The sequence below is a fragment of the Vulgatibacter incomptus genome, from assembly GCF_001263175.1.
Taxonomy (GTDB): Bacteria; Myxococcota; Myxococcia; order Myxococcales; family Vulgatibacteraceae; genus Vulgatibacter; species Vulgatibacter incomptus.
The window spans coordinates 1,402,254-1,422,555 of record NZ_CP012332.1 but is presented as its reverse complement, the minus strand read 5'-3'; the positions used below and the strand labels follow the sequence as shown (position 1 = coordinate 1,422,555).

General features: G+C 60.2%; 24 protein-coding genes, 1 tRNA gene and 1 pseudogene. 9 read left to right on the top strand and 17 right to left on the bottom strand.

The annotated features are described in order from the left end of the window. Positions 1–436 precede the first annotated feature (436 nt). Complete coding sequence (locus tag AKJ08_RS05740; RefSeq protein WP_157370510.1) at positions 437–982, top strand: hypothetical protein; 546 nt, start codon at positions 437–439, stop codon at positions 980–982. 52 nt (positions 983–1,034) lie between these two features. On the opposite strand, the gene AKJ08_RS05735 is transcribed toward AKJ08_RS05740, so the two are convergent. Further along, positions 1,035–2,249: a PDZ domain-containing protein gene (locus AKJ08_RS05735; protein ID WP_157370509.1), complete on the bottom strand. Its 1,215-nt coding sequence runs from the start codon at positions 2,247–2,249 to the stop codon at positions 1,035–1,037. Between the two features lie 571 nt (positions 2,250–2,820). On the opposite strand from AKJ08_RS05735, the gene AKJ08_RS05730 reads away from it, so the two are divergent. From AKJ08_RS05730 to AKJ08_RS05720, 3 genes are all read left to right on the top strand, one after another. Further along, positions 2,821–3,627 (top strand): class I SAM-dependent methyltransferase, encoded by an 807-nt coding sequence (locus AKJ08_RS05730; protein ID WP_169788755.1) that lies wholly within the window; start codon positions 2,821–2,823, stop codon positions 3,625–3,627. Next, positions 3,627–4,235, top strand: a complete 609-nt coding sequence (locus AKJ08_RS05725) for a hypothetical protein (RefSeq protein ID WP_050725178.1) — start codon at positions 3,627–3,629, stop codon at positions 4,233–4,235. The genes AKJ08_RS05730 and AKJ08_RS05725 overlap by 1 nt, the downstream gene beginning before the upstream one ends. 170 nt (positions 4,236–4,405) lie before the next feature. After that, complete coding sequence (locus AKJ08_RS05720) at positions 4,406–4,792, top strand: cytidylyltransferase family protein (RefSeq protein WP_157370508.1); 387 nt, start codon at positions 4,406–4,408, stop codon at positions 4,790–4,792. Positions 4,793–5,267: 475 nt separating this feature from the next. Here AKJ08_RS05720 and AKJ08_RS05715 read toward each other — a convergent pair whose 3' ends face one another. The 9 genes from AKJ08_RS05715 to AKJ08_RS05695 form a co-directional block, all read right to left on the bottom strand. Beyond that, on the bottom strand, positions 5,268–5,624 hold the full coding sequence (locus tag AKJ08_RS05715; protein WP_050725176.1) for a MerR family transcriptional regulator: 357 nt from the start codon (positions 5,622–5,624) through the stop codon (positions 5,268–5,270). Continuing rightward, positions 5,621–6,115: an HNH endonuclease gene (locus AKJ08_RS20845; protein WP_157370507.1), complete on the bottom strand. Its 495-nt coding sequence runs from the start codon at positions 6,113–6,115 to the stop codon at positions 5,621–5,623. Before AKJ08_RS20845 ends, AKJ08_RS05715 begins: the two co-directional genes overlap by 4 nt. A gap of 122 nt (positions 6,116–6,237) precedes the next feature. Then, positions 6,238–6,615, bottom strand: coding sequence for a hypothetical protein (locus tag AKJ08_RS19125; protein WP_157370506.1), 378 nt, complete (start codon positions 6,613–6,615; stop codon positions 6,238–6,240). Beyond that, complete coding sequence (locus tag AKJ08_RS05710) at positions 6,612–6,965, bottom strand: hypothetical protein (RefSeq protein ID WP_050725175.1); 354 nt, start codon at positions 6,963–6,965, stop codon at positions 6,612–6,614. Before AKJ08_RS05710 ends, AKJ08_RS19125 begins: the two co-directional genes overlap by 4 nt. Before the next feature lie 45 nt (positions 6,966–7,010). Then, positions 7,011–7,346, bottom strand: a complete 336-nt coding sequence (locus AKJ08_RS05705) for a hypothetical protein (RefSeq protein ID WP_157370505.1) — start codon at positions 7,344–7,346, stop codon at positions 7,011–7,013. A gap of 323 nt (positions 7,347–7,669) precedes the next feature. Continuing rightward, positions 7,670–8,176, bottom strand: a complete 507-nt coding sequence (locus tag AKJ08_RS18435; protein ID WP_169788754.1) for an HNH endonuclease — start codon at positions 8,174–8,176, stop codon at positions 7,670–7,672. A 79-nt stretch (positions 8,177–8,255) separates the two neighbouring features. After that, positions 8,256–8,564 carry a hypothetical protein gene (locus tag AKJ08_RS05700; RefSeq protein ID WP_157370504.1) on the bottom strand — a complete coding sequence of 103 codons (309 nt, stop codon included), beginning with the start codon at positions 8,562–8,564 and terminating at the stop codon, positions 8,256–8,258. Positions 8,565–8,899: 335 nt separating this feature from the next. Beyond that, entirely contained in the window at positions 8,900–9,286 is a 387-nt protein-coding gene (locus tag AKJ08_RS19120; protein ID WP_157370503.1) for a hypothetical protein, read from the bottom strand. A gap of 9 nt (positions 9,287–9,295) precedes the next feature. Continuing rightward, positions 9,296–10,228 (bottom strand): hypothetical protein, encoded by a 933-nt coding sequence (locus AKJ08_RS05695; protein WP_157370502.1) that lies wholly within the window; start codon positions 10,226–10,228, stop codon positions 9,296–9,298. A 303-nt stretch (positions 10,229–10,531) separates the two neighbouring features. On the opposite strand from AKJ08_RS05695, the pseudogene AKJ08_RS05685 reads away from it, so the two are divergent. The 5 genes and pseudogenes from AKJ08_RS05685 to AKJ08_RS20840 all read left to right on the top strand — a co-directional run bounded on the left by AKJ08_RS05685 (position 10,532) and on the right by AKJ08_RS20840 (position 14,877). Continuing rightward, positions 10,532–12,045, top strand: a pseudogene (locus AKJ08_RS05685) (IS3 family transposase). A gap of 59 nt (positions 12,046–12,104) precedes the next feature. Then, positions 12,105–12,947 carry a hypothetical protein gene (locus AKJ08_RS05680; protein WP_157370501.1) on the top strand — a complete coding sequence of 281 codons (843 nt, stop codon included), beginning with the start codon at positions 12,105–12,107 and terminating at the stop codon, positions 12,945–12,947. A 703-nt stretch (positions 12,948–13,650) separates the two neighbouring features. Then, entirely contained in the window at positions 13,651–13,929 is a 279-nt protein-coding gene (locus tag AKJ08_RS05675) for a hypothetical protein (RefSeq protein ID WP_050725169.1), read from the top strand. 331 nt (positions 13,930–14,260) lie between these two features. Further along, the gene (locus AKJ08_RS05670) at positions 14,261–14,491 is read left to right on the top strand and encodes a hypothetical protein (protein WP_050725168.1); all 231 of its coding nucleotides are present in this window, start codon (positions 14,261–14,263) and stop codon (positions 14,489–14,491) included. A gap of 2 nt (positions 14,492–14,493) precedes the next feature. After that, positions 14,494–14,877: an HNH endonuclease gene (locus AKJ08_RS20840; protein ID WP_082342771.1), complete on the top strand. Its 384-nt coding sequence runs from the start codon at positions 14,494–14,496 to the stop codon at positions 14,875–14,877. Between the two features lie 157 nt (positions 14,878–15,034). On the opposite strand, the gene AKJ08_RS18425 is transcribed toward AKJ08_RS20840, so the two are convergent. The 7 genes from AKJ08_RS18425 to AKJ08_RS05650 form a co-directional block, all read right to left on the bottom strand. After that, the gene (locus AKJ08_RS18425) at positions 15,035–16,192 is read right to left on the bottom strand and encodes an IS481 family transposase (RefSeq protein WP_205624775.1); all 1,158 of its coding nucleotides are present in this window, start codon (positions 16,190–16,192) and stop codon (positions 15,035–15,037) included. Between the two features lie 350 nt (positions 16,193–16,542). After that, positions 16,543–17,124, bottom strand: a complete 582-nt coding sequence (locus AKJ08_RS19115) for a hypothetical protein (protein ID WP_157370500.1) — start codon at positions 17,122–17,124, stop codon at positions 16,543–16,545. Positions 17,125–17,585: 461 nt separating this feature from the next. After that, positions 17,586–18,209, bottom strand: a complete 624-nt coding sequence (locus AKJ08_RS05665; protein ID WP_157370499.1) for a hypothetical protein — start codon at positions 18,207–18,209, stop codon at positions 17,586–17,588. 8 nt (positions 18,210–18,217) lie between these two features. Next, entirely contained in the window at positions 18,218–18,796 is a 579-nt protein-coding gene (locus AKJ08_RS19110; protein ID WP_205624774.1) for a hypothetical protein, read from the bottom strand. Positions 18,797–18,947: 151 nt separating this feature from the next. Further along, positions 18,948–19,793, bottom strand: a complete 846-nt coding sequence (locus AKJ08_RS05660) for a tyrosine-type recombinase/integrase (protein ID WP_050725166.1) — start codon at positions 19,791–19,793, stop codon at positions 18,948–18,950. A gap of 39 nt (positions 19,794–19,832) precedes the next feature. Beyond that, positions 19,833–20,018: a hypothetical protein gene (locus AKJ08_RS05655; RefSeq protein WP_050725165.1), complete on the bottom strand. Its 186-nt coding sequence runs from the start codon at positions 20,016–20,018 to the stop codon at positions 19,833–19,835. A gap of 103 nt (positions 20,019–20,121) precedes the next feature. Next, a tRNA-Arg gene (locus AKJ08_RS05650) sits at positions 20,122–20,198 on the bottom strand. Between the last annotated feature and the right edge of the window lie 104 nt (positions 20,199–20,302).

Below are 20,302 nucleotides of genomic sequence, written 5' to 3'. Positions count from 1 at the left end.
GCGATGACGAGTGGCGTGTCGCCGCAGGGGACATGACAGTCGCACGAGGGGCATCCCGTTCCCAGCACCACGGCAAAAATGGCGAGACCTATGCAGTTCAAGAGCGCTGATTTCACTGAGGCACGTCTCCCAGCCCACTCTTCGGGCCATCATGCTTTGTCCGAGAGGAACCTCCATTCGTCGGCAAGCATAGCAGTGAACATCGCGAGGCGGCTAGGAGCGATCTTGGCCGGCCGCCTGGGCCATCGCCGAACGGCCCTGGGGCCGGTCCCGGCGCCGGCGAGGTTGGCGGGCAGTCTGTATGAGCTCATTTGACAGCTGGGGTTCTCAAGGGGGATGATCGCCTGGCTGTCCAGCTCCGCGTGATCCAGGGGGGCCGGCTGGACACGTTCCGAAATCGACTTCGAACGCTATGTCGCGAACGAAAGGATTCACCATGCGAATGGCACTGCTGGTCGTCTTCGCCGTTCTTCTCGCCGGATGCGGCGAGGCCAAGACCACCACCACGCTTTCCACCCTGGTCATGTTCAAAGGCGACATGATCGTCTCCGGCCAGCCCGACGGGAGCTGGACCGACCACGAGCTCCCGCTGCCCGAGTCGGTCGCCCGCGTGAAGCTGCTCGACAACGACGAGGTTCGCGCCCTGCGAATTGCCGGCGGCCATGTCAAACACGCCACGCTCCACATGGTGACCTTCACGGCCGACGACGACGACGAGAAGAGCTTCGACTACGTGAAGCACATCTCCGTCTTCGCGGGACGGCGTGGAAGCGACGAGAGGGTGAAGATCGGCGAGATGGACAACAGCGACGGGTACGGCGGTGGCTGGAGGACCATGCTGGACCTCGACACCTCCGACCACGTCGATCTCGCGCTCCTGGGCGACGAGCTCGAGCTCACGCTCTTCGTCACGGGGCATCCGCCCGCGAACGACAAGAACGTCTTCGTGTACGGCTTCTTCAACGTGACCGTGGAGTCGTAACGCGTCGCGTCGAACGGTGCGGTCTCAGCCGCTGCGGTGGTCTCTGCGGACGTCAGGGGGCACCGACCTCGACCGTGACGTGCTTTGTCTTGCCCGCGCGCAGCACCTTTGCTTCCAACCTCTGGCCAACGCGGTCAGGGGACAGCAGCTTTTTGAGATCGCCGGGATTGCGCATTGGCCTGTCGCCGAGTGTCAGTAGCGTGTCGCCGAGCAGCAGGCCCGCCTCGTCGGCGGGACCGTCAGGTTGGACTTCCAGGACCATCAGACCACCGGCGGCGTCCTGCTCGTCGGCAAGCTTTGCGGGGAGCCGGACGGGATACGTGGTCATGCCGAGGTAGCCACCGCCACGCGACTCGCCTCCCTTCGGTTTTGCAGCCGGGCCCCGTGGTCGCTTCGCTTCTTTGGACTGCTCGAGCCGTTCGCGAGCCGAAGCACGTGCTTTCCGAGGGGCCTCCTTGAGTGCTTTCTGGCTCTCGGCAGCAGACTTGCGCGTCTGCCCAACACCAGACTGGACGTTGGTCTTTGCGTCCCGAGCTGCCTTGTGCGCGGCTTGCTTCGCCGCCCATTGCGACTCGGCCGCGGATTGGAGGGTTTGCCCTACGCCGGACTGGATGTTCGACCACGCGTCGTGAACGGCGCTGCGCAAGGCAGCGTTCGCCCCACCCGTTGGCTTCTCGTCCTTCCGGGCCGACGCCTCGACACGCCTGTCCTTTCGAGCGGCGACTTTCGCGTCCCTAGTGGGCCGATCTTCTTCCCGGCTGGCGGGCTCCTCTTCTTCTTCCTCTTCTTCTTCCTCTTCTTCTTCTTCCTCCCGGGAAGCCTTCGCCTCTCGCTCGCCTTCCTTCGCCTCCAAATCGAAAGACCGGTCGAACGCCTTACCCTCCAGATCGACGAAGATGCGCTTCTTCGTGAGCTCGATGGCCTCGACATCGGCGCAGACTGGCCCCTTGCAGGCCGAGAGCGTGTGATCCTTGTCGAAGTGCAGCACCACCCCCTGGTCGTCGTCGAGCACTTCCGCCCAGCCGCTGAGCCGCTCGGGAACCTTGAGCTTGAACGTCTTCAGGCCCAAGGTCATCGCCTTCCCGGTGTTTTCGAACTTGGCTTTTCCAGCTTTCCCGGGCTCGAACGAGATCTTCCCGCGTGCGTCAAGAGCGTCCTTGACACTGTTTCCTATTTTCTCGCCAGCGATCGTTTCGGCGACGGATCGCAATGGAATGCTACCGCCCTCGCCAACCACGGGAATAACCCGGGAGAGGAGCTCGTACACGGCTTCCCGAAGGGCTGCCTTCTTTCTCTCCGACATCTTCGCGGGCACTGAATTCAAGCTGGAGCGCCGGTCCCGAACAGTCAACGAATGCCGACCGGCTCACCGCCGAGGGCGTGATCTCCGGCGGCCTGATCCCGGGGCTGGAGGCGCTGGGCGCCCTCGCCGCCGGGCGTCGAGGTAGTGCACGCCTGCGGCGCGGGGCCCGGCCAGCTCCTGGCCGAGGCCGCCGAGCCTGGGTCGTCGGGCACCGTCTTCGCGGCGGCGTAGGCGGCAAGGCTCCCGTCGCCGATGGCAAGAAGATCCTGCGCCCGCTAAGCGTGCGCTTCTCGACCCGACGCCCAGAGCCGTCAGATCGCTCACCGATCAAGGCGGCGGCCAAATGCCGGTGCGAGGACCTCCATCAGGACGCAAGCCATACCTCGCGCGGTCTCGTGCCGTCCACGAACGGCACGGTCGCTCGAACCGCTGGTGTGGCCGGATCCCCGCGCGCCACTCGTCCTTGGATGGCTGCAGCGCCAATGGCCCTCGCTGGGAGGGCCGGGGCAGCAAATACGGGGACACGATGGACCGGATGCCTGGTTTCAATCCCGACCGAGTCGGGCCAGCCTGGGCGAGGCGCGGCGACGGGCGGGTGTTTCCGCTGCTGGTCGAGGCAGCCGGACTCTCGCTGCACTACGGTTGGTTTTCTGAAGGGCGGTCTGGGGCGACCTCGGTCGAGGCCCTCCGGAACGGACAGCGCCGCTTCGTGGACGAGGTCGTCGAGCTCGTTCCCAGGGAGGCGGGAACGCTGCTGGACGTGGGGACGGGGACGGGTGACGTGGCAGCGGCGCTCGCGGGACGGGGGCACGTGGTCACGAGCATTTCGCCGGATCCCGACCAGGCGCGGTGGGCCAGGCGACACCTGGGGCCGGCGCTGGAGCTCGTTCCGGTTCGCTTCGAGGATTTTCCTCTCGGGCGGCGATTCGACTGCGTCCTCTTCAGCGAATCGTCGAACTACGTCGATCTGGACAACCTGCTGGTGCGAAGCGATGAGCTCTTGGCGGTCGGCGGTTCGCTCGTGCTCGCGGCTCCATTTCTCCGCGAACGCTCGGATGTCTTCACCGACCTTCACTCCCTCGACGAGTTTCGGCGACGCGCCGAGCGAGCGAGTTGGGAGATCGAGTGTGAGCGCGACGCCACGGCGGAGGTCGCGCCGACGCTCGAGCTGGGCCGGCGGCTGGCCGGAGGTTTCGCAGGCGCGATCACGCCTGCCGTGTCCCGCGTGATCGATTGGGCGGCAGGTGGCGGATACGCCAGGCTGCTACGAATGCTCGATGCCGATCGGTTTCGCTCGGAGTGTGTATTCCTTTTCGTTCGCCTGCGCAGGAGGAGGCCGTGATGGAACTTCGGACGGTTTCGCTGTCCCGGGAGGCGCGGTCGAGACTGCTCGACGAGGCGTTGGCGCTCGCACGCCCGGGAGACATCATCCTCTTCAACCACCGCACGAGCCGCAGGTCGCGCTTCATTCGCTTCATGACGGGTTGTCGGATGCCGCACGTCTGCATCTATGCTGGCGAGGGACGCGTCCTCGGCATGTTGAAGAAGCGTGTTCGGTACCACCCGTTCGAGCGGTTCTTCCGGGACCAGTACGACATCGTCATCCTGGAGGGAGATCCCGCGTACGAGGTGGCGATGCTGCGCTGGCTCGGCCGTGCGGAGGTGACCCTGGACCTGTGGATCATGGGCGTCTTCGTCGCGTTCGAAAGGTTGGCGGGGACGAAACGCGCGAGAGCGATGTACCGCCTGCGTGGCGTCACCTGCTCCGGAACCGTCTGCGACGCGATCTTCTCGGTGCATGGGGCGCGCCCGGAGATGCCGGCGATGGTGCATACGCCGATGGACCTGGAGAAGATCCTCGACACCGAGGCTCGGCCGTGTCGCCTGGCGGTCCGCCTGGTCCCGGACCTCGAGGGCTTGCCGATCCATCGTCCCCTTCGACACGCGTGAGGCTCTGGGACCTCCCTGCAGACGCGGCTCGCGCCTCCGTCCTGCTCGGCCCGCTCCTAGGCGGCTCGCTCGCGCTGGGGCTCGCCATCCGGTACGGATGGTGGGTCGCGCTCGATCGGCCCGTCCAGCAGCGATGGTTCGGACGGAACAAGACGTGGCGTGGGCTCGCTGTGGTCTCCATCGGCACGGCGATCTCCCAATGGCTCCTGGACCTGCCGGGATCACCGGCCGCGATGATGTCTCTCGGCCACGGTTTCGCGCTCGGCGCCGCCGCCATGCTGGCGGAGTTGCCGAACAGGTTCGCAAAGCGTCGCCTCGGCATCGGGGAGGGCAAGACCAAAGGCGGAATCGCGGGGCGGGTCTTTCGCGTCATCGATCAGCTCGACCTGCTCGCCGGCGGGTGGCTCGTGCTCGGGCTCGAGGGCAAAGCGACGGCCGGTCGCGTTTTCGGCTCCGCGGCGGTTGTCCTCGTCGCGCATCCGGTCGTGACGCCGATCGGGACCAGGCTCGGCCTGCGCCGTGTCGAGATGGCCGCGGCTGGTCGCATTGGAGAGTGACCCAGATGGGTGTTGCGAATTCCGGGCTACCGGCGGGTTTTTCGTCGCCCGCTGGCCCTCACTCCGTCCTCACTCCGTCCCCACTCCGTCCCCACTCCGTCCCCACTCCGTCCCCACTCCATCCCCACGCCATCCCCACTCCATCCCCACTGGAAGGGGTCAAAAAGGGGCGTTTTGGGAGCAAAAACGAAGGGGACCGGAAAGCATCTCCGATCCCCTAAGTATTGAATTTACTGGGAACTCTTTGGCGGCCCCAACAGGACTCGAACCTGTGGCCTACGGTTTAGGAAGCGAGCGGAAGCCGTTGTTTTCATTGGATTTTCCATGAAATCCAGGCGGTTTCCATACCCCTCCGGTTCCCGTCTGGTCCCTGCGAGTGTGGATAGAGTGTGGACGGGATCCGCCTCTCACTTAGAGTAACAGACAGTCGACATCGTTGAATTTACAGGATCCCGCAAATCCTCTGGCCTACGGTTCAATTCACCATCGGTCGCCAGTCGAGGATCGATCCAAGGTTCGATCCAACCGGCTTCTTCCGTGGGCGCCCTCGCCTCTTGGGCGCGAGATCCCCGGATGCTGCCAGCCGCTCAATCTGGTCCACGCTGATCTTGGGGCGTCCACCCGTCTCCACGAGTTGGATCTTTCCGTCCTTGACAAGTTGGCTGATCCGTTCCTTGCGGACCCCCAGCTTCTTCGCGGCTTCCGCTTGCGAGACGAGCACGCGAGAAGGGTTCCCGATGGTGGCAGCCAGGGTGCCGAGTGTCCGGTTGATCTGGTCCAGTGTGCCCGAGATACGAACGAGGAGATCGATTGGTAGTTGGTCGGGGCTCATGGCGTCGGCCCCTCCAATAGAGGGCGCCACCTTCTTCCCGTAGTGACGTTGCTGATTGTGGATTGATCCACTCCGAACAGATTGGCGATCTCCTTTTGGGTCATGGTGGAACTAGCGTAGAGGCGTCGAATCTCCAATACGTCTGCCCCCAGGAGCCTCAAATGTGATGCCCTGCCCCGCTTCGTCATATCGATTGTGTTATCGAACGTGGTCCCGATCTCAAGGTGGCTCGGGTTGCAGCACGGCGGGTTGTCGCATTTATGTCGGAACACCAATCCGGTCGGAATGTCCGCATGGTAGGCAATTGACCAAGCGACCCTGTTTGCCCGACGAGGCTTTCCGCCTAGAGAGAATTGTCCGTAGTCGTCAATATTTCGACTTGCCTTCCATTCCCAACACAGATCGTCAGACCGAATATCAACTTTGGCCCAGAACCGTTCGATATCTTCTCCTGATAGTGTCCCTATCGGTCTTCCAAATTTTGGCTTCATCTAAAATTCTCCTGTAGTTGGATCCTCCTTCCTCATAGCGAGCGGATCGGCTCGATTGGACAAAGAAAAAGGGGCTCCGGTCATGGACCGCGCCCCTCTTCACCTACGCACCGAGGTCTACGTCAATACCGCCGAATACCCAGCGGAGGAGAATCAACGGTAATCGGAGTGTCGGGAAGGCCCTGTTCAATTCTCTTGCGTCGCACTTCGTCGAGAAGGCCCTCCGTCGTGCATTTGAGATCCAACATGCGCGCGATCTCAGCTGCCTTTACGGAAGTCGTCCCATCCATCTTGTAGCCGTTTGGTCCATAGCCTCCGTCATGGGAAACGATGGTCGCTGACGCGCGGCAGGTTGCTTGCGTACTGTTCTCGTGAACCTCGACATTCGCCACCTTCGATGACAGTTCCGAGATCCGACGTTCCAACTCAGCTTTGTTCCCTGCTCCATTGCAGCCCGCCAGGACAGCGCCAAGGACCATCGCGATAATCGTCTTCTTCATGCGTCCGCGTCCTTTCCTTCTCGCTCGTCCGGGCAAGGCGGCTCGTACTTCGATAGATCGAAGTTCAGCGGGAAAGCCTTCCTCTCGTCTTCGGAGAGATTGATAAAGCCCTTTCCCTCCATAGTGAGAATGAACAGCGTACCGGGATCAGCGCGATCCCTCTCCGGGTTCACGGTGAGAAAGCCATTATTGAAGGCGTCCGCCATCGCAACGCCATGCCACTTCACGTCGGGAATCGCAGCGCGTTCCCTCAACTCATCCCCATGGATCGGAGAGCACTCCTCGATTACGAGGAGAAGGTTCGCCAAGTGAGTGGCCCGATGAGTCTGCTCCTTAGTCCGCTTCTTCATTCTTCGAGCTCCTTAGCTGAAAGACGATCTGCCCCTCCGGGCGTTCTATCTGTCTCTCAACTTCTCCCGGAGATCATCGTTCCGGCACTGCATATTCAAGGTCTTCCCAATATCCATTGCGCGTTCCGTCATGGAACGCGTCTTATGGTAGCCTCCTGCCTTGTAACCGCTGCTGGTCCAAACAGTGGACTTCGCGAAAATGCAGGTGGCTTGCGTCTCCTCTGCTGTCACAGAGACGTTGAAGAACCGGCCTCCGTCGAATGTGGCGCCGATCTCCGAGATCCGCCGCTCCAACTCGGGCTTGTCCTTATCGTCCGCCTCACAGCCAGACAGACCAACAGCAGCCGTCAGCATCAGCCCGACCAATACCTTGAACTTCAAGTCTCGCATCTTCCCTCCCTCCGATACGTCAATTCCCGCAGCCGTTCATACAGTGTAGCATGGTGAACGGCGCAAGTTCCCCGCCCGTCAAGCGCATCCCACGGTCATGGAAGGCGCCCTCGACTCAATGCACCAAAGGCGGCTTTCCCGCCACTGGATCCGGGATCTCCTCAACCCCTACCGCCCGAACGCCCTTCTCGAAAAGCTGGGACCGGATCCGCTCGACAACCGCCCGGTCCACGTCCTTCGAGGCATTGAGGATGATCGAGCCTGCTTCGTCACCGTCTGGCCCGATGGGAACGAGGTAGAGGCCTGGGGAGCGGTCATGGCGTCTGCTCCACTGGCAACAAGTGCATCCAGTTCTTGCCGTTCTTGATCGTGCTCACCATAAATTGGGAAACCCCAAACCGTCTTGCGATCTCCCACTGGGTTGCCGTTCCACTCCAACTAAGCTCAAAGACCTGTCTAGCCTCATCATCCGAAAGCTTTGCCGAACCGTTCTTCACCCCGAAAGCGTTTCGCTTCCGATCCGTCATATCCCGCATGTTCTCTTCATGAGTTCCCGGAACCAGATGCTTCGGGTTGCGGCACGGCGGATTATCGCACTTGTGGCGAACAACGAGCCCGCTTGGAATGTCGCATTGGCTATCTAGACTCCAAGCAAGACGATGCGCCCTAAAGTTCTTTTGCTGCTTTCCTCTCCAGATCCCGAACTGTCCATATCCGTCCTCATTGGTGGAGGCACGCCAGTTCCAGCAGTCATCCTCTCCGCGAATCTCCACCTTGCTCCAAAAGTTTTCTACGTCGTCTCTCGATAGTTGAAATTCCACGATATTCTCCTTGTCAGAACAGAAGGGGCGTCAGGCCACAGCCCGCGCCCACTCGTGATCCGCCGACTTCGCCGTTGCCCTAGTGGATCTCGTCGGGCGCAACGTTCGCGAGACGCTTGAGCTTCTTCCACTTCGCAGCCGCGTTCTTCTGCGCCTTGGCGCTCGCGGCCTCCTCCAGGTGAAGAACGGCATCATCCTGTTCCGGAGAATCGCTGTAGGTGACGTGCAAAAATCCGTCGTCAAGCGCCCGCGTAAGATCTCGACAGATCTCCTCCAGGGAGCTTCCGAGAATGGCAGCCGCCTTCCTTGCGTCCGCCTTCGCGAACTCGTCTACCGCATCAACCCAAAACTTTGCCGCCATTGCTGCATCCAGAACGTCATTCCTCATTGGTCAATCTCCTTTGTCTCGTGGCCTCCATGACCATCGAACGAAGCCGAAGGTACGCTAGAAAAACATTGCGTCAAGATGGTCCGTCGCTTTTTCCTTGCGTTCTCCCTAATGCTGTACCAACCAAACCAATCTCTAATGATTCCGCATGGTTCCACGATCCATCCCGTCCAGCCCAAGACCGCGAAAGATTACGCCATACACACTAAAGGTCGATCTCCAGGAACCGGGCCATACGTCTTGACGGATCCCCGTTCGGATCTATGGTGGGGGCGCTTCTCTGCTCTCTGAAAAGAAGAAAGCCGGACTCCCACGAACATGGGAACCGGCTCCGATCAAAAATTCCACGTCGCCAATTCGAGCGCGGCTGCAAGCAATCTGGCCCCTTCGGTAGCGGTCAACAGCCCTGCACACTCACCGAGAGTAAGGATCATCGTATCGTCAGAGGCAGGGGGCGGCTTCTCTCCGTAGGAGGCATCTACACTCACGCGATACCACTTCGGCACCGTTGGCAGCTTGATCCAAGCAGTTGAAACCGGCTCGTGTTCGTCTGGCTGGTCAATTCGGACTGCTACCGAGTCCTTACCGTAAGCGTTCAACGCCTCATAGATCCGCGCCGAGTACAGACCGTTTTCGGTCATGTCGCGTGGTCGGCTAAAGATCCGCTTCTCCACTCGCTTGGCCCGCTTGAGGGCGAGAGCCGCCAAATCTGTCTTGTACATGGTCGCCCCCTACTGGTTCCAATGGCCGTTGGAATCGTAATCGCCAACGTAGACGTCTTCATCGTCCACAAGGGCGGCTTCCTCTTCGGCGTTCAATGCATCCGCTGCTTCAAATCGCTCTCTGGTGTTCCACTTCGCGTCCCACTCGATAAGAGCGATGGTGATCTTGCTCCCCTGCTCCGGCTTGGCTTCCGCTGCTACCTCTGCAAGCTCGCGCGCTACTTCCTTGGCTGCATCCAGGAGAGTAGGAGCGGGAGGCGCTGGCGAAGCGAAGGACGACTCAACATCTTCGGAAGCGGCAAGGAGAGCGTTATAAATGTCGGGATTGTCCCAAGGGTGCGCGGGCTTCTTCGCCTCCACCGGAGCGGACATGCCCTCCCTGGCGCCTGCCTGCTTCTCTGGGGCGCTTTCCGGCTTCGCCTGTACCGTTGCGGCGGGCTTGGCGTTCGTCGTTCCTAGCGCCTCCTGCTCGCCCTTGGAAGTCACCATCCAGCCAACTCGAGTTCTCTCAACGCCCTGATAGGTTACGTTGATCGTCTTGCACACGATCCAGCCGTTCGCCTTCGCTGCTTCGTAGACGCCTGCAACAGCGTTCTTCCCGATCCCGAGCGAGGCGGCGACCTTCTCCCGCGACCAAAAGAACGGCTCACCCTTGGCGCCCCGATAGCGGCGCATGAGCCGAACAAGCCGAAGGGCCAAGCCATCCAGATCAAGCGAAGGATGGGACACAAGCGAGAGCTTCCGGCCCCTGCCGTCCGGGAAGGAGTAGAGAGTCTTTGCATCAACGAGTCGTTGAAGCGCCTTCTTGACCGTGATTGCGGCGATTCCTAGCGCCTCTGCGATCTGGTCATTGGTGGAAGTGCAGTAGCCGTAGTGATTGAGGTTGGAAGAGACGTAGGTAAGGACTGCTTGGGTGGATGGTGGTAGATGAGATGTTGCCATGATCGATATCTCCTTGGTCGTTTCTGCTCTTATAGCGAACGAGTTGGTGTGATTGAGGTTGGTTCGTCCTCTTCCCCTAAGATTAAGGCCCTCGTTTTAGGAAATCGGGGCGACGAAATCTCAATCTCCGAGGGCAAGCCCGACCCGTCACCAGCAACGCCAGGAGACGCCTTCACACCGTCAGCTCGACACTGTAAACTCTCCGACAGAGGGCACCGGGGGACCGCCCCCTGTGTCAGCGTAGTTGTCGCCTCGTCGTGACAGCGTAGGTCGATCAAGTAGGGGGCGAAGAGCAGGTTGGAGATGGGTCGGACTCCGTACTCCGAGGGGTTCAAGGCGAAGATGGTGGAGAAGCTTACGGGGCCGCACGCGATGTCGGCGACTGCGCTTGCAAGGCAGTCCGGGATTGCCCAGGCGACGCTCTCCCGTTGGCTGCTGGATGCGGGTAGGCTCGGCGTCAAGATGGACGACCGCGACGACAAGAGCACCCGCCAGTGGACCAGCGAGGAAAAGCTGCAGGTCCTGATCGAGACAGCGAGCTTGAGTGATGACGAGCTCGGCTCGTACCTCCGCCAGAAGGGACTGCACAAAGCCCAGCTCGATGAGTGGCGCGCAACTGCCGTCGCTAGCCTTGGGAGCGCAGCAGCGCGTCGTTCTGTTGGGCCTGATGCGAAGCGGGTTCGCGAGCTCGAGCGCGAGCTCAGGCGTAAGGAGAAGGCGCTCGCGGAGACCGCCGCGCTCCTCGTCCTCAAAAAAAAAGTGCAGGAGATCTGGGGGGACGAGGACGACGACACAGACGGGAAGAGCGGAAGATGATCCTCGAGCTCCTCGACGAGGCTGTCGTCAGCGGCGCAAGATTCGAGAGAGCCTGCGAGGAGATTGGCTTGAGCGCTCGGTCGGTGCAGCGATGGCGCGCAGGAGCCGAGGACGATCTCCGATGTGGGCCGCTGACGGCGCCGCGAAACAAGCTCAGCGAGGCCGAGCAGCAGAGGATTCTCGCGCTCGTAACCTCGCCCAAGTTCCGGGATTTGTCGCCCGCGCAGATCGTTCCGCTCCTTGCGGATGAAGGCATCTACGTCGCTTCCGAGGCGACGATCTACCGCTTGCTCCGCAGGGAAAAGCTTCTGAAGCACCGGCAGGCGTCGCGGCCTCCGATGCGTCGCAAGCGGCCTGAGCATGTCGCCACCGGGCCGAACCAGGTCTGGGTTTGGGACATCACGTATCTGCGGGGACCGATTCGCGGCATGTTCTTTCGCCTCTACACGATCCTCGATCTCTGAAGTCGGAAGGTAGTTGGCTGGGCCGTGCACGACGTCGAGTCCGAGGAGCTTGCGAAGGAGCTCTTCGTCGAGGCCTGCCGGCGTTTGGACGTCAATCCGAACGGCATGGTGTTCCACGCCGACAACGGCGCGGCGATGAAAGGCTCGACCTTGCAGGCCACGCTTCAGGTGCTCGGCGTCGTCCCGTCGTTCAGCCGCCCCCGGGTGAGCAACGACAACGCGTTCGCGGAGGCGCACTTCCGCACGATGAAGTATCGGCCTGACTTCCCGTCGAGGCCGTTCGCCTCGCTCGCCGTGGCACGTGCCTGGGTCGAGAGTTTCGTCGCTTGGTACAACGCGACGCACCTCCACAGTGGAATCCGGTTTGTGACTCCCGCGCAGCGCCATGCCGGACAGGACCTCGCGATTCTCGAGAAGCGTGCTGGCGTCTATGCGGCTGCGCGCGAGCGATGGCCCGAACGCTGGAGCGGTTCTACGAGAAACTGGTCTCGCATTCAGCACGTAAGGCTCACGCCAGAGAGGACCGCGGCCGCATGACCGGGGAGGCGACAACTATGTTGACACTCACCGCCCGCTCCTGCCCAGAGGGAGAAAGAATGATCGAGTGGCTTTCATGGGTCGGTCTACCGGGACGAATCTGCGGAACCATCTGGGAGTGGTTCATCGCGGTTCTCGCCCTTGGAGAGCAGTATCCCCACGGCATTGGCCTACTCGGCGCAATCGGAGCGTTCGGGCTCTGGGGAGTGGGAATCATCCGATCATTCGCAGCGCGTATCGGCGGCAAGCCCCGCCTCCGAGTCGAAGCCGAAATGTCCTGGTGGACCAAGCTGCCGATTGCCGACGTGAACTTCCGCCGCTTTGCGTTCCTCATTGAAATCGAGGTGGCAAATCCGAGCGAGCGGGAGATCTTGTTTGACCGCTTCGAGCTAAGGTACTGGCTCGGCGGCATCGGCAAACTCAGCCTTTGGTCGAGTTGGATTCCCATGGGCACGTTGCCACACCCGCCAATAGAACGGATGGGCGACGACGTGAAAATCAAGCCCGTCTGGCTCACCCGGTTTATTGAGCTTGAAAAACTAGGCGCCACCCCTTCATTCGACCTGCGAATCCCAGGAGGAGAGAGGGAATCGGCGTCTGCCCTCTTCATTGCGGACGATATCTTGGGGCTGGTTCCGTACCTCTCAAAATACGGGGTAGTTGTCGAGGTACACACCAAGGACGTACAGGGACGGACCACAAAGACTAGGGCGCGAATTCTCGGAAAGCGTTTCAAATCCGCGAAGAAGCAGGTTCCGGGCCTCGAAATCTACTGCACCTCCCAATTCCGGGGCGCTCTGTCGTTCATTTACCCAAGGCGCAAAGATCCATTCTGGGAGGCTGAACGGGCGAGGAGGGAACTCGCGCGTCAAGATCCCGACGCACCACCAGAGGGAACTTAGCTCATCCTCTCGGACGCTCCATAGGGTACTTTAGCTCGTCAAAAACGCCTCATTCCGAGAAGGGCATTGGGATACCATCCATTTTGCTTCTCTCTCCTCGTACAGTGAGGAATGGAGCGTTTTTGGCTCCAGCGGATTTCGTATCTGGGGGCGCTAGTCTACTACGTAGACTATATAATCTAGAAATTACTAAGTTACAATACTCATCAAGTGCAAGGGAGCTACGCTCCCCCTTGCATTACCTGATAGCAACAAGAACAACAAGAGAAGAACTTCAAGAGGGAGAGGTTGAAGCGGATTGGTTGATCAATATTCATCGATCAAGAAATTCTCTTCTTTCACTCGTCAAGAAGACTGGAGCCTAGCGGCTCCTATTGCCTACGGCGCAAGCGCCTACGGCAGCGGCTTCGCCTAGCGGCTCTACGTCGCTCCTGGGGGTCGCTCCTACGAGCCGACAGAGTGAATTTTGACGAATCAAGAAATTGATCAGGTAGCAGAAGAACCAATCCGCTGGAACAACATCAGGCGGCAGGCGAGATTTCCAGAACTTTCAATATTGGCCTGGGACACGTCTACCGCATCAAGCGGGGCGAGGCATGGGCGACCGTAGCCTAGGGAATTTCCGAAGAACGAGAAATGGCCCGCCACCCTCTCCCAGAACCTTGGTAGACTCTTCGATTCCGCCAGTGAAGGGAACGAGGGGATGGCCGATTTCGTCTACATCGACGTTCGATGCAGCAAGTGCAAGAGCGAATTTCTCGGCTACGGAAAAACGCTTCTGACCAAAGACGAGATCTTCGACGGCGATAGTATGGATACTAGGGTGGCATGGGCAAAGGCGCGGTTCGTTAGGAACATGCCGGGTTGTGCCTCTCACCCGTTACAGGTCTGGCCGACGACGGAGAGCGACGAGTTCTTTGATTTGGCTCTGTCTCTTGCGCTGAACTGCCCAGGGGCTTTCCCGCCGTCAGACGAGGACTGATCTCTCACGTCGCTTTTTTCTGCACCCCTTGAGAACTGGACTCCAATCTAAGGATCAAGGGCAGAGAGACATTCGATCCCGCTACCAGCTAGTTCCCGCACCACTGTAGCAGCACCCCTCTAAAGCATCGCGTCTCCGCTCCTCCCTGGAGCGTAGCAGGCGCCTCCAGTCTCTTCGCCCGCCCTTTCATCCGTAGTGCATGTAGCTGTCTTCTCCATTTCTCTCCTTGGTTGGTTCTCTGGACTGCCCCTTCCCGGTTCTCTCCTGCCGGGTTGGGGCTACTCCTTTTGCCGCCGACAGCATCAGGCGCGATCGCCACCGAGACAACACCATGGCCTCTACCAACCTAGAATCGACCATCCAGGACCACGAGAACCGGATCCGCATCGTCGAAAAGACGCTGAACCTTATCGAGCAAGTAGAAGATCACGAAGGCCGAATCCGCATCCTCGAAACCTCCCGCGTCAAGTTCCTTGGAGCGGTAGCAGGTGCAAGCGCATTCGGAAGCATCCTCGCCTTCGTCATGGCGCTTCTCGGAGCCAAGCTCGTTCTCGGGATCTAGTCATGGCTCAATCCCCGGATCGACCATGCAGCTTCCCAGGGTGCCCCAACCTCGTTCAAGGCTTCAGAGTCTTCCGTTGCCCAGAACACCCCTACGAGCGCGATACACTCAACGACGCAGCGTATGACCAGAAGCGCGGTTCGGCCTCCCAACGGGGCTACGATCACGCCTGGAAGAAGCTCCGCGACTCCCACCTATCGAAGCACCCCTTGTGCGCTCTCTGCCTCTCCAGCGGAAGAGTTAGAGCCGCGTTCCTTGTGGACCACATCCGCGAGCTTATCGACGGCGGCGCAAGGCTAGACCCCTCGAACCTTCAATCCCTCTGCTCCCCCTGTCACTCCCTCAAGACCAAGCAGGAAGCCGCTAGACGAAAGAACAAGGCATGACCGACCAAGACTGCGGATTCCGGCGATGCCGATCGCCTGTTCCGACGCAAGCCGATCACCTGTTCCGGTGTGCAAGAGGGTACATGGGTAACAGTCTGGCCCAGCTAGATGGGTGACACCTGCCCGACTGAGATGGGTGACACGGTTCGAACAGCTACTACTTCACTCTCGCCCAGCACTTCGTTGGAGGCCGGATCAGGCCTAAGCTAGGTCGCTGGTCGTCGATGAATCCTAGGTTTACGTTGCCAAAGTAGACGTGGTGCAAACCATCGGCTTCTTCCAGCCCGATCCATTCTCCCTCCAGGGCGTGGCCGATTGTGACCATGGCGCCATTCCATCGCATCCGACCGCTTGCAGCGACCTTGCGTACCTTCAGACCATCCCTGTAGTGAATCTCCGGCAGCCGACTAGGGTACGAGCGGGGCGAAACGACGTAGGACGACGATGGAGGGGCATTCCCCAGAGCCTCGTGTGGACGCTCTTCGTTGTATTCTCGTTGGAACCGGTCGAATCTCGCTTGCTGGGCCCGAAACGTAGGAGCTGCTGGGGAGATGGTCTCCTGCTTGAGCGTGCGGTGCATACGTTCGTGCCGACCGTTCTGATCCGGGCGGCCTGGCTCAATGCGCTCATGGCAGATGCCGAGCTTCACCCACCAAACCGAAAGCTGCGAAAGACCTCCAGCTCCCCGGCTGGCGAACGGCGTACCATTGTCAGTCCGGATTCGATCCGGTAGACCGAACTCATGGAAGGCTGCTTCGAAGACCGGTTGGACACCAATCCGCTTGGTGCTCCGGAGGGCCCTGCATTTCAGCAGGTACCGACTGATGCCATCAGTAAACGTCACCGGGTAGCAACGCTTGCCGTCTCCCTTCTTGAAATCACCTTTGAAGTCGGCACACCAAATGCGGTTGGGGGCGTCCGCATCGGCGAATGGATCCGTGAACGGTGGCGTGCGCCTGCGCGCCTGGCGTGACCGAGCGAGTCCGTACTTTGCCAGGATCGCGCTTCCTGTGCTGGCCGATGGGAGCGCCAGCTGCGGCTGCTTTCTGCCCAGCCAGGCGAGGATCTTCCGGGGGCCCCAGTGCGGGTGAGCACGACGAACCGTGAGAAGAGCCTCAACGACCATGGGTTCGATTCGGCTCGGGTGGGAAAGTGGCGCCCGGGACCGATCCTCGAGCCCACCCGGGCCATCTGCTTGGTATCGAGAGACCCACTTGTACGCGGTCTTTCGACTAACTCCGAAACCTCGACAGATCGCGGTCATGGATTGGACGCCCTTCAGGTATTCACTGACCAGCTGAACTCGCTCGTCCACGCGTGTACGCTCCTTCCACATGATCGATTCTCCCTTCGGAGAGCGATCAAAGCGGCTCAAAGAGATCGTGTCACCTATCTGGGTCGGGCAGCTGTAACCGATGTCGCCCGGACCAACTGTCACCTATTAACCCGGGCGTTACCATGGAATCGGTGATCGGCATGCTCCGGAATCGGTGATCAGCTTCGACCGGTATCGGTGATCGACATAGGCCGGAACCCGCAGTAAGGCAATGGCAGCCGGGTTGCTCGCGCCGTGGGCTTGGTTCCGGCTCGTTGTTCCGTCCCTCGCGTCTTGGCGCAAGGCAGCCCGGAAGAAACGGCGCAAGAAGAGAGCACCCAACTAGCAGACTATGCGGCTGGGGATGCGGGCTTTTTCAATTCGTTTCCTCGCTTGAGAATTTCTCGGACCTTTTCCAGAATGGGAGGCGGATCGATTGCGTCATTTGCGCGCCGGGTTCCATGGTCGGTCCTAATCTCTGTTCGTATCGTTTCAATGAGTGCGCCTCGTTTTTCTGAAACCCTCCGATGCGCGTTTCTTTCCTCTATGCGAAAGGAGGCTCGATCCTCTTCGTCCGCTTCCTGGCTTGCTCTTGTGGCAGACCATGCTTGAGCCTTGACTTCTTGAAGGTCATATAGTGCAAGGAAGACGGAAGCCGGAAGGATCGCCGCGTGCTTTATCCGCACATCCTCAAGAGCCAAAAGTTCGTCAAGCATTTTGCCCCTAATGGCTTGGGCTTCTAAGACTTCGGGAACCTCCGTCAAATAGGCGGTTCGGACGATCTCTTGGCACGCCTCGATCTGGAGGGCACGCAGTTGCAGCGTGAATGGATCGCCTCTCCGACTGTCCATCCATAGCTGGGTGAGAACCAGCGCCAGAACCGACAGGGTGGGCGTCAGGAAGATTTCGGCAGCCGATTTGATGAAGTCCATGGCCCCTACTCTACCCTAGGTAGCGGACCAAGGCACGTTCCCCACCGACCCAAACTAAGAGCCTCCTTCCCGTCGCCGGTAAAAGCGCCAGGGTTGGAGGCTTTCAATTTTTCTTCGCTATTCACTTGGGAAAGAGCCGCGAACAACGTGTGGCAATACACACCAATACCGCCAGACACGCCATCGACTCCATGAGAATTCCTTTTTCTGTATGCGGTTTCGTAAACGGATCTGCGCCGAGACGCGGGTTCGTCATCGGATCTGGCGCCGAGTCATCGGTTTTGATCGCCGGATCCCGCCGACGAAGCAGGAGGCTCCAGGAACGACGAGAGGGCGACCCGTACCCTTACCCTTCGGATGCCCTCGTTCGTCGATCCTGGGGCGATTCCGGAGGCCGAAATCAGCAGGGAGGAGCCTTAGAGGATTAGGCTAGATGGGAATTCGCCTATTCCGCGACTTCCTCACACCGCCTCCAGGGACCGCGGCTTGTTCCCGCTTGGACCATCAACCTGCTCTGCAAGAAGCGGCTTGGCCTCAATAAGCTCGCTCGCGACCTTTGCAGCTTTGTCAGCTTGAACGGACAAGCGAACGACGTTCACAAGCTCGTCTCTCGCCGTTCCCATCGTTTCCATATGCCCATTATACGCATCCCAGAATACCGAATCCTTGGGCTCCTTGTTCTCAACCCTCCACCAGAGAAACACAAAAGCCTGCATATGCGCGCTCGAATACTTAGAGCAGGCGTCTAAGACCTCGGACGGGAGTAAGGCAATGTGCTTGACCCTGACGATCTCGACCCCATCTAGCGCGATTTGGCATCTGCTCAAATCGTCCTTGGTGGCTCCGTCAGCAACAATAAGGCGGGTCGCAATAACGGCTTTCGTCAAAAGCTCCTGACAGGCAGCGATCTGGCGTTGGCGAATGTGGAGGGCAATTGGATCCCCTCGTTGAGCTTTCGCTACTTCAAGAGCAGATGCGGCGCTCCTCTGGGCGATTTTGGCGGCAGTGTTTGATGCCTTAACGGCAGCAAGGGCGCTAATGAGCGATGCGGCAAGAGTGGCTAGAGCTATCTGGTCGTAGTCCATAGGCTGATTCAAGCTTCCGGGGCTCTGGGATCCATGTTCATGTGGTTCACTTCTCCTTGAGCGGCATTCATCTTGGACTCTAGGCGCTCGAGAAATGATCGCGGGTCCAGAATTTCATTCGCGAGCTTTGTTCCGTTGTCAGTCTGGAGAGCCAGGCGCATAGAAGCAACCACCTCCATCAAGAGACCATGGATCTGGTTCGAGGTTTCCTGCGCGGCTTGGACCTGATGCTTAGTCGTTGCACTTGTCGTGGGCACGAAGACGGATGAATCAACGCAAGCGCGCTGAAAGGCGTTCAGCGAGGGGAACACCGAAGGCGGGATGACCGTCACATGCTTGGCCCTTACGAGAGTGAGTGAGTCCAGCAAGGAAGAGATGTTCTCTCCTTCCCCACGCCAATACCACATGGAGAGCGCCCGGCTGGCACGGCTGGCCACTATGACGATCTCCTGGCAAGCGTCATGCTGGCGTTGGCGAAGCAGGAGTGCGAGTGGATCTGCACGCCTTCGCTCCGTCAGGACATGACCAACGAAGGCACCAAGGAGACTAGAGGAAGCAAGCGCGCCGAGTACCGTAGATAGGTCCATCCCGAAACTCTACCTGGAACACGAGCGATAGCCCGATCCTCTCTTGATGGGAGGCGCCGTGGTTTTGCGGCTTCTGGTACGTTGGCGCTCCCCCGCTCCGTCCATGGTGGACCTGCCGCGCAACGAGTGATCGCGGTAGCAGGGGCGGGGTCTAAATCAACGTCGGCACCTTCGCAGGCGTTGCGTGGGTCGCGTAGAAGCGCTTTGTAGTCGCCTCCGACCTGTGCCCAAGGAAGTCGGCTGCCGCGCCAGCTTCGGCGCCAGCCCCGATGGCGTGCGTTGCGACCGAATGCCGGAATGATCCGGGGTTGACCTGGGGAATCCCGAGCCGCTTGCACGCACGCTGCAACGCCGTTCGGAGGGCATCGCCCTTGAAGCTGCCCTTCTCTCGGATCCGCGTTGCAGCCTCAAGCACAGTCGCGGACACAGCGGTTCGGAGGGGAACGCCGCCCTTCGTCCGAGGACAGACCAGGACGCCCGCGATCCCCTCTGCTTCCCGATGGTCGATCACTCCTCCATCGGCGAAGCGTTCAAGCTCCGTCACGTGCCAGCCGGTTCCAGCCAGCACGTCTAGAGCGTCGATCCACTCCTGGGAGAACAGAGGGCGATTCCCTGGCCCTCTGTCGTCGATATGGGCAATGAGCTTCGCGCGAACCTCAAGGTAATCGGCTTGCGTGGTCGCCTTCACCTTCGACAACTGTGCGGGCTTCGCCTGGGGAACCTTGAGGGTGCGGAAGGTGGGATCCTCGTTCGGCTTCAACTTCCGTTCGACCGTGATCAACCAGGAGTAGAAGGACTTGATCGTTTCGATCCGGTGCATGACCGAGGTTGCGCCAACGAGCGGCTTTTCGATCTTCTCGATTGGCGCGTTCCGAAGGTCGATCCCCTTCAAGTGGACTCGCCACCATTCCAGGTGCGCCGCCTTGTTCTTGACCCACCGTTCCGTGTTGCCCTTGACCTTGACCGACCAGTCAAGGAACGCCTTGCCGAGTTCCACGGTGAGATAGACCGGATCCGGTCGGGTGGGTCCACCGGGCTAGTACGTCTGGGGGTCAGCCTCGAACCGGGCGAGTTCCGACATTGCCGCCTTGAGTGTGGCGCATCGCGTCGAAACCTCGAACAGCCTGCCGCCGATCCTCTTGCGGATCACGTAGACCTTGCCGGAGCCCGTCTCCCGAATGAACCCGCCTTCCCACGGCTCCCGCTTTGCGTCCTGGACCATCCCCGTTCCTCCCAAGTGTGGATAGAGTGTGGACGACCCTAGAAAATGAAAAAGGAGCCCGTCAAGGCTCCCTCTTCAACTACGCAGATTCATTCGAGTTTTTTGGCGGCCCCAACAGGACTCGAACCTGTGGCCTACGGTTTAGGAAACCGCCGCTCTATCCACCTGAGCTATGGGGCCAGAAGCTAGCAAACGCGCCGGCCTGCTCAGGCCGGGTGCTCGATCCCTGGTACAACACGCCAGCGGAGGCCGCAAGGGAGAAGGTGCCTCGCACTCGACCTTAC

What these genes read in the sequence shown, in the direction of transcription:
- AKJ08_RS05740 (WP_157370510.1), top strand. Translation starts at nt 437, where the DNA reads ATGCGAATGGCACTGCTGGTCGTCTTCGCCGTTCTTCTCGCCGGATGC.
- AKJ08_RS05730 (WP_169788755.1), top strand. Translation starts at nt 2,821, where the DNA reads ATGCCTGGTTTCAATCCCGACCGAGTCGGGCCAGCCTGGGCGAGGCGC.
- AKJ08_RS05725 (WP_050725178.1), top strand. Translation starts at nt 3,627, where the DNA reads ATGGAACTTCGGACGGTTTCGCTGTCCCGGGAGGCGCGGTCGAGACTG.
- AKJ08_RS05715 (WP_050725176.1), bottom strand. Translation starts at nt 5,624, where the DNA reads ATGAGCCCCGACCAACTACCAATCGATCTCCTCGTTCGTATCTCGGGC.
- AKJ08_RS20845 (WP_157370507.1), bottom strand. Translation starts at nt 6,115, where the DNA reads ATGAAGCCAAAATTTGGAAGACCGATAGGGACACTATCAGGAGAAGAT.
- AKJ08_RS19125 (WP_157370506.1), bottom strand. Translation starts at nt 6,615, where the DNA reads ATGAAGAAGACGATTATCGCGATGGTCCTTGGCGCTGTCCTGGCGGGC.
- AKJ08_RS05710 (WP_050725175.1), bottom strand. Translation starts at nt 6,965, where the DNA reads ATGAAGAAGCGGACTAAGGAGCAGACTCATCGGGCCACTCACTTGGCG.
- AKJ08_RS05700 (WP_157370504.1), bottom strand. Translation starts at nt 8,564, where the DNA reads ATGAGGAATGACGTTCTGGATGCAGCAATGGCGGCAAAGTTTTGGGTT.
- AKJ08_RS19120 (WP_157370503.1), bottom strand. Translation starts at nt 9,286, where the DNA reads ATGTACAAGACAGATTTGGCGGCTCTCGCCCTCAAGCGGGCCAAGCGA.
- AKJ08_RS05695 (WP_157370502.1), bottom strand. Translation starts at nt 10,228, where the DNA reads ATGGCAACATCTCATCTACCACCATCCACCCAAGCAGTCCTTACCTAC.
- AKJ08_RS05680 (WP_157370501.1), top strand. Translation starts at nt 12,105, where the DNA reads ATGATCGAGTGGCTTTCATGGGTCGGTCTACCGGGACGAATCTGCGGA.
- AKJ08_RS05675 (WP_050725169.1), top strand. Translation starts at nt 13,651, where the DNA reads ATGGCCGATTTCGTCTACATCGACGTTCGATGCAGCAAGTGCAAGAGC.
- AKJ08_RS05670 (WP_050725168.1), top strand. Translation starts at nt 14,261, where the DNA reads ATGGCCTCTACCAACCTAGAATCGACCATCCAGGACCACGAGAACCGG.
- AKJ08_RS20840 (WP_082342771.1), top strand. Translation starts at nt 14,494, where the DNA reads ATGGCTCAATCCCCGGATCGACCATGCAGCTTCCCAGGGTGCCCCAAC.
- AKJ08_RS19115 (WP_157370500.1), bottom strand. Translation starts at nt 17,124, where the DNA reads ATGGACTTCATCAAATCGGCTGCCGAAATCTTCCTGACGCCCACCCTG.
- AKJ08_RS05665 (WP_157370499.1), bottom strand. Translation starts at nt 18,209, where the DNA reads ATGGACTACGACCAGATAGCTCTAGCCACTCTTGCCGCATCGCTCATT.
- AKJ08_RS19110 (WP_205624774.1), bottom strand. Translation starts at nt 18,796, where the DNA reads ATGGACCTATCTACGGTACTCGGCGCGCTTGCTTCCTCTAGTCTCCTT.
- AKJ08_RS05655 (WP_050725165.1), bottom strand. Translation starts at nt 20,018, where the DNA reads ATGGTCCAGGACGCAAAGCGGGAGCCGTGGGAAGGCGGGTTCATTCGG.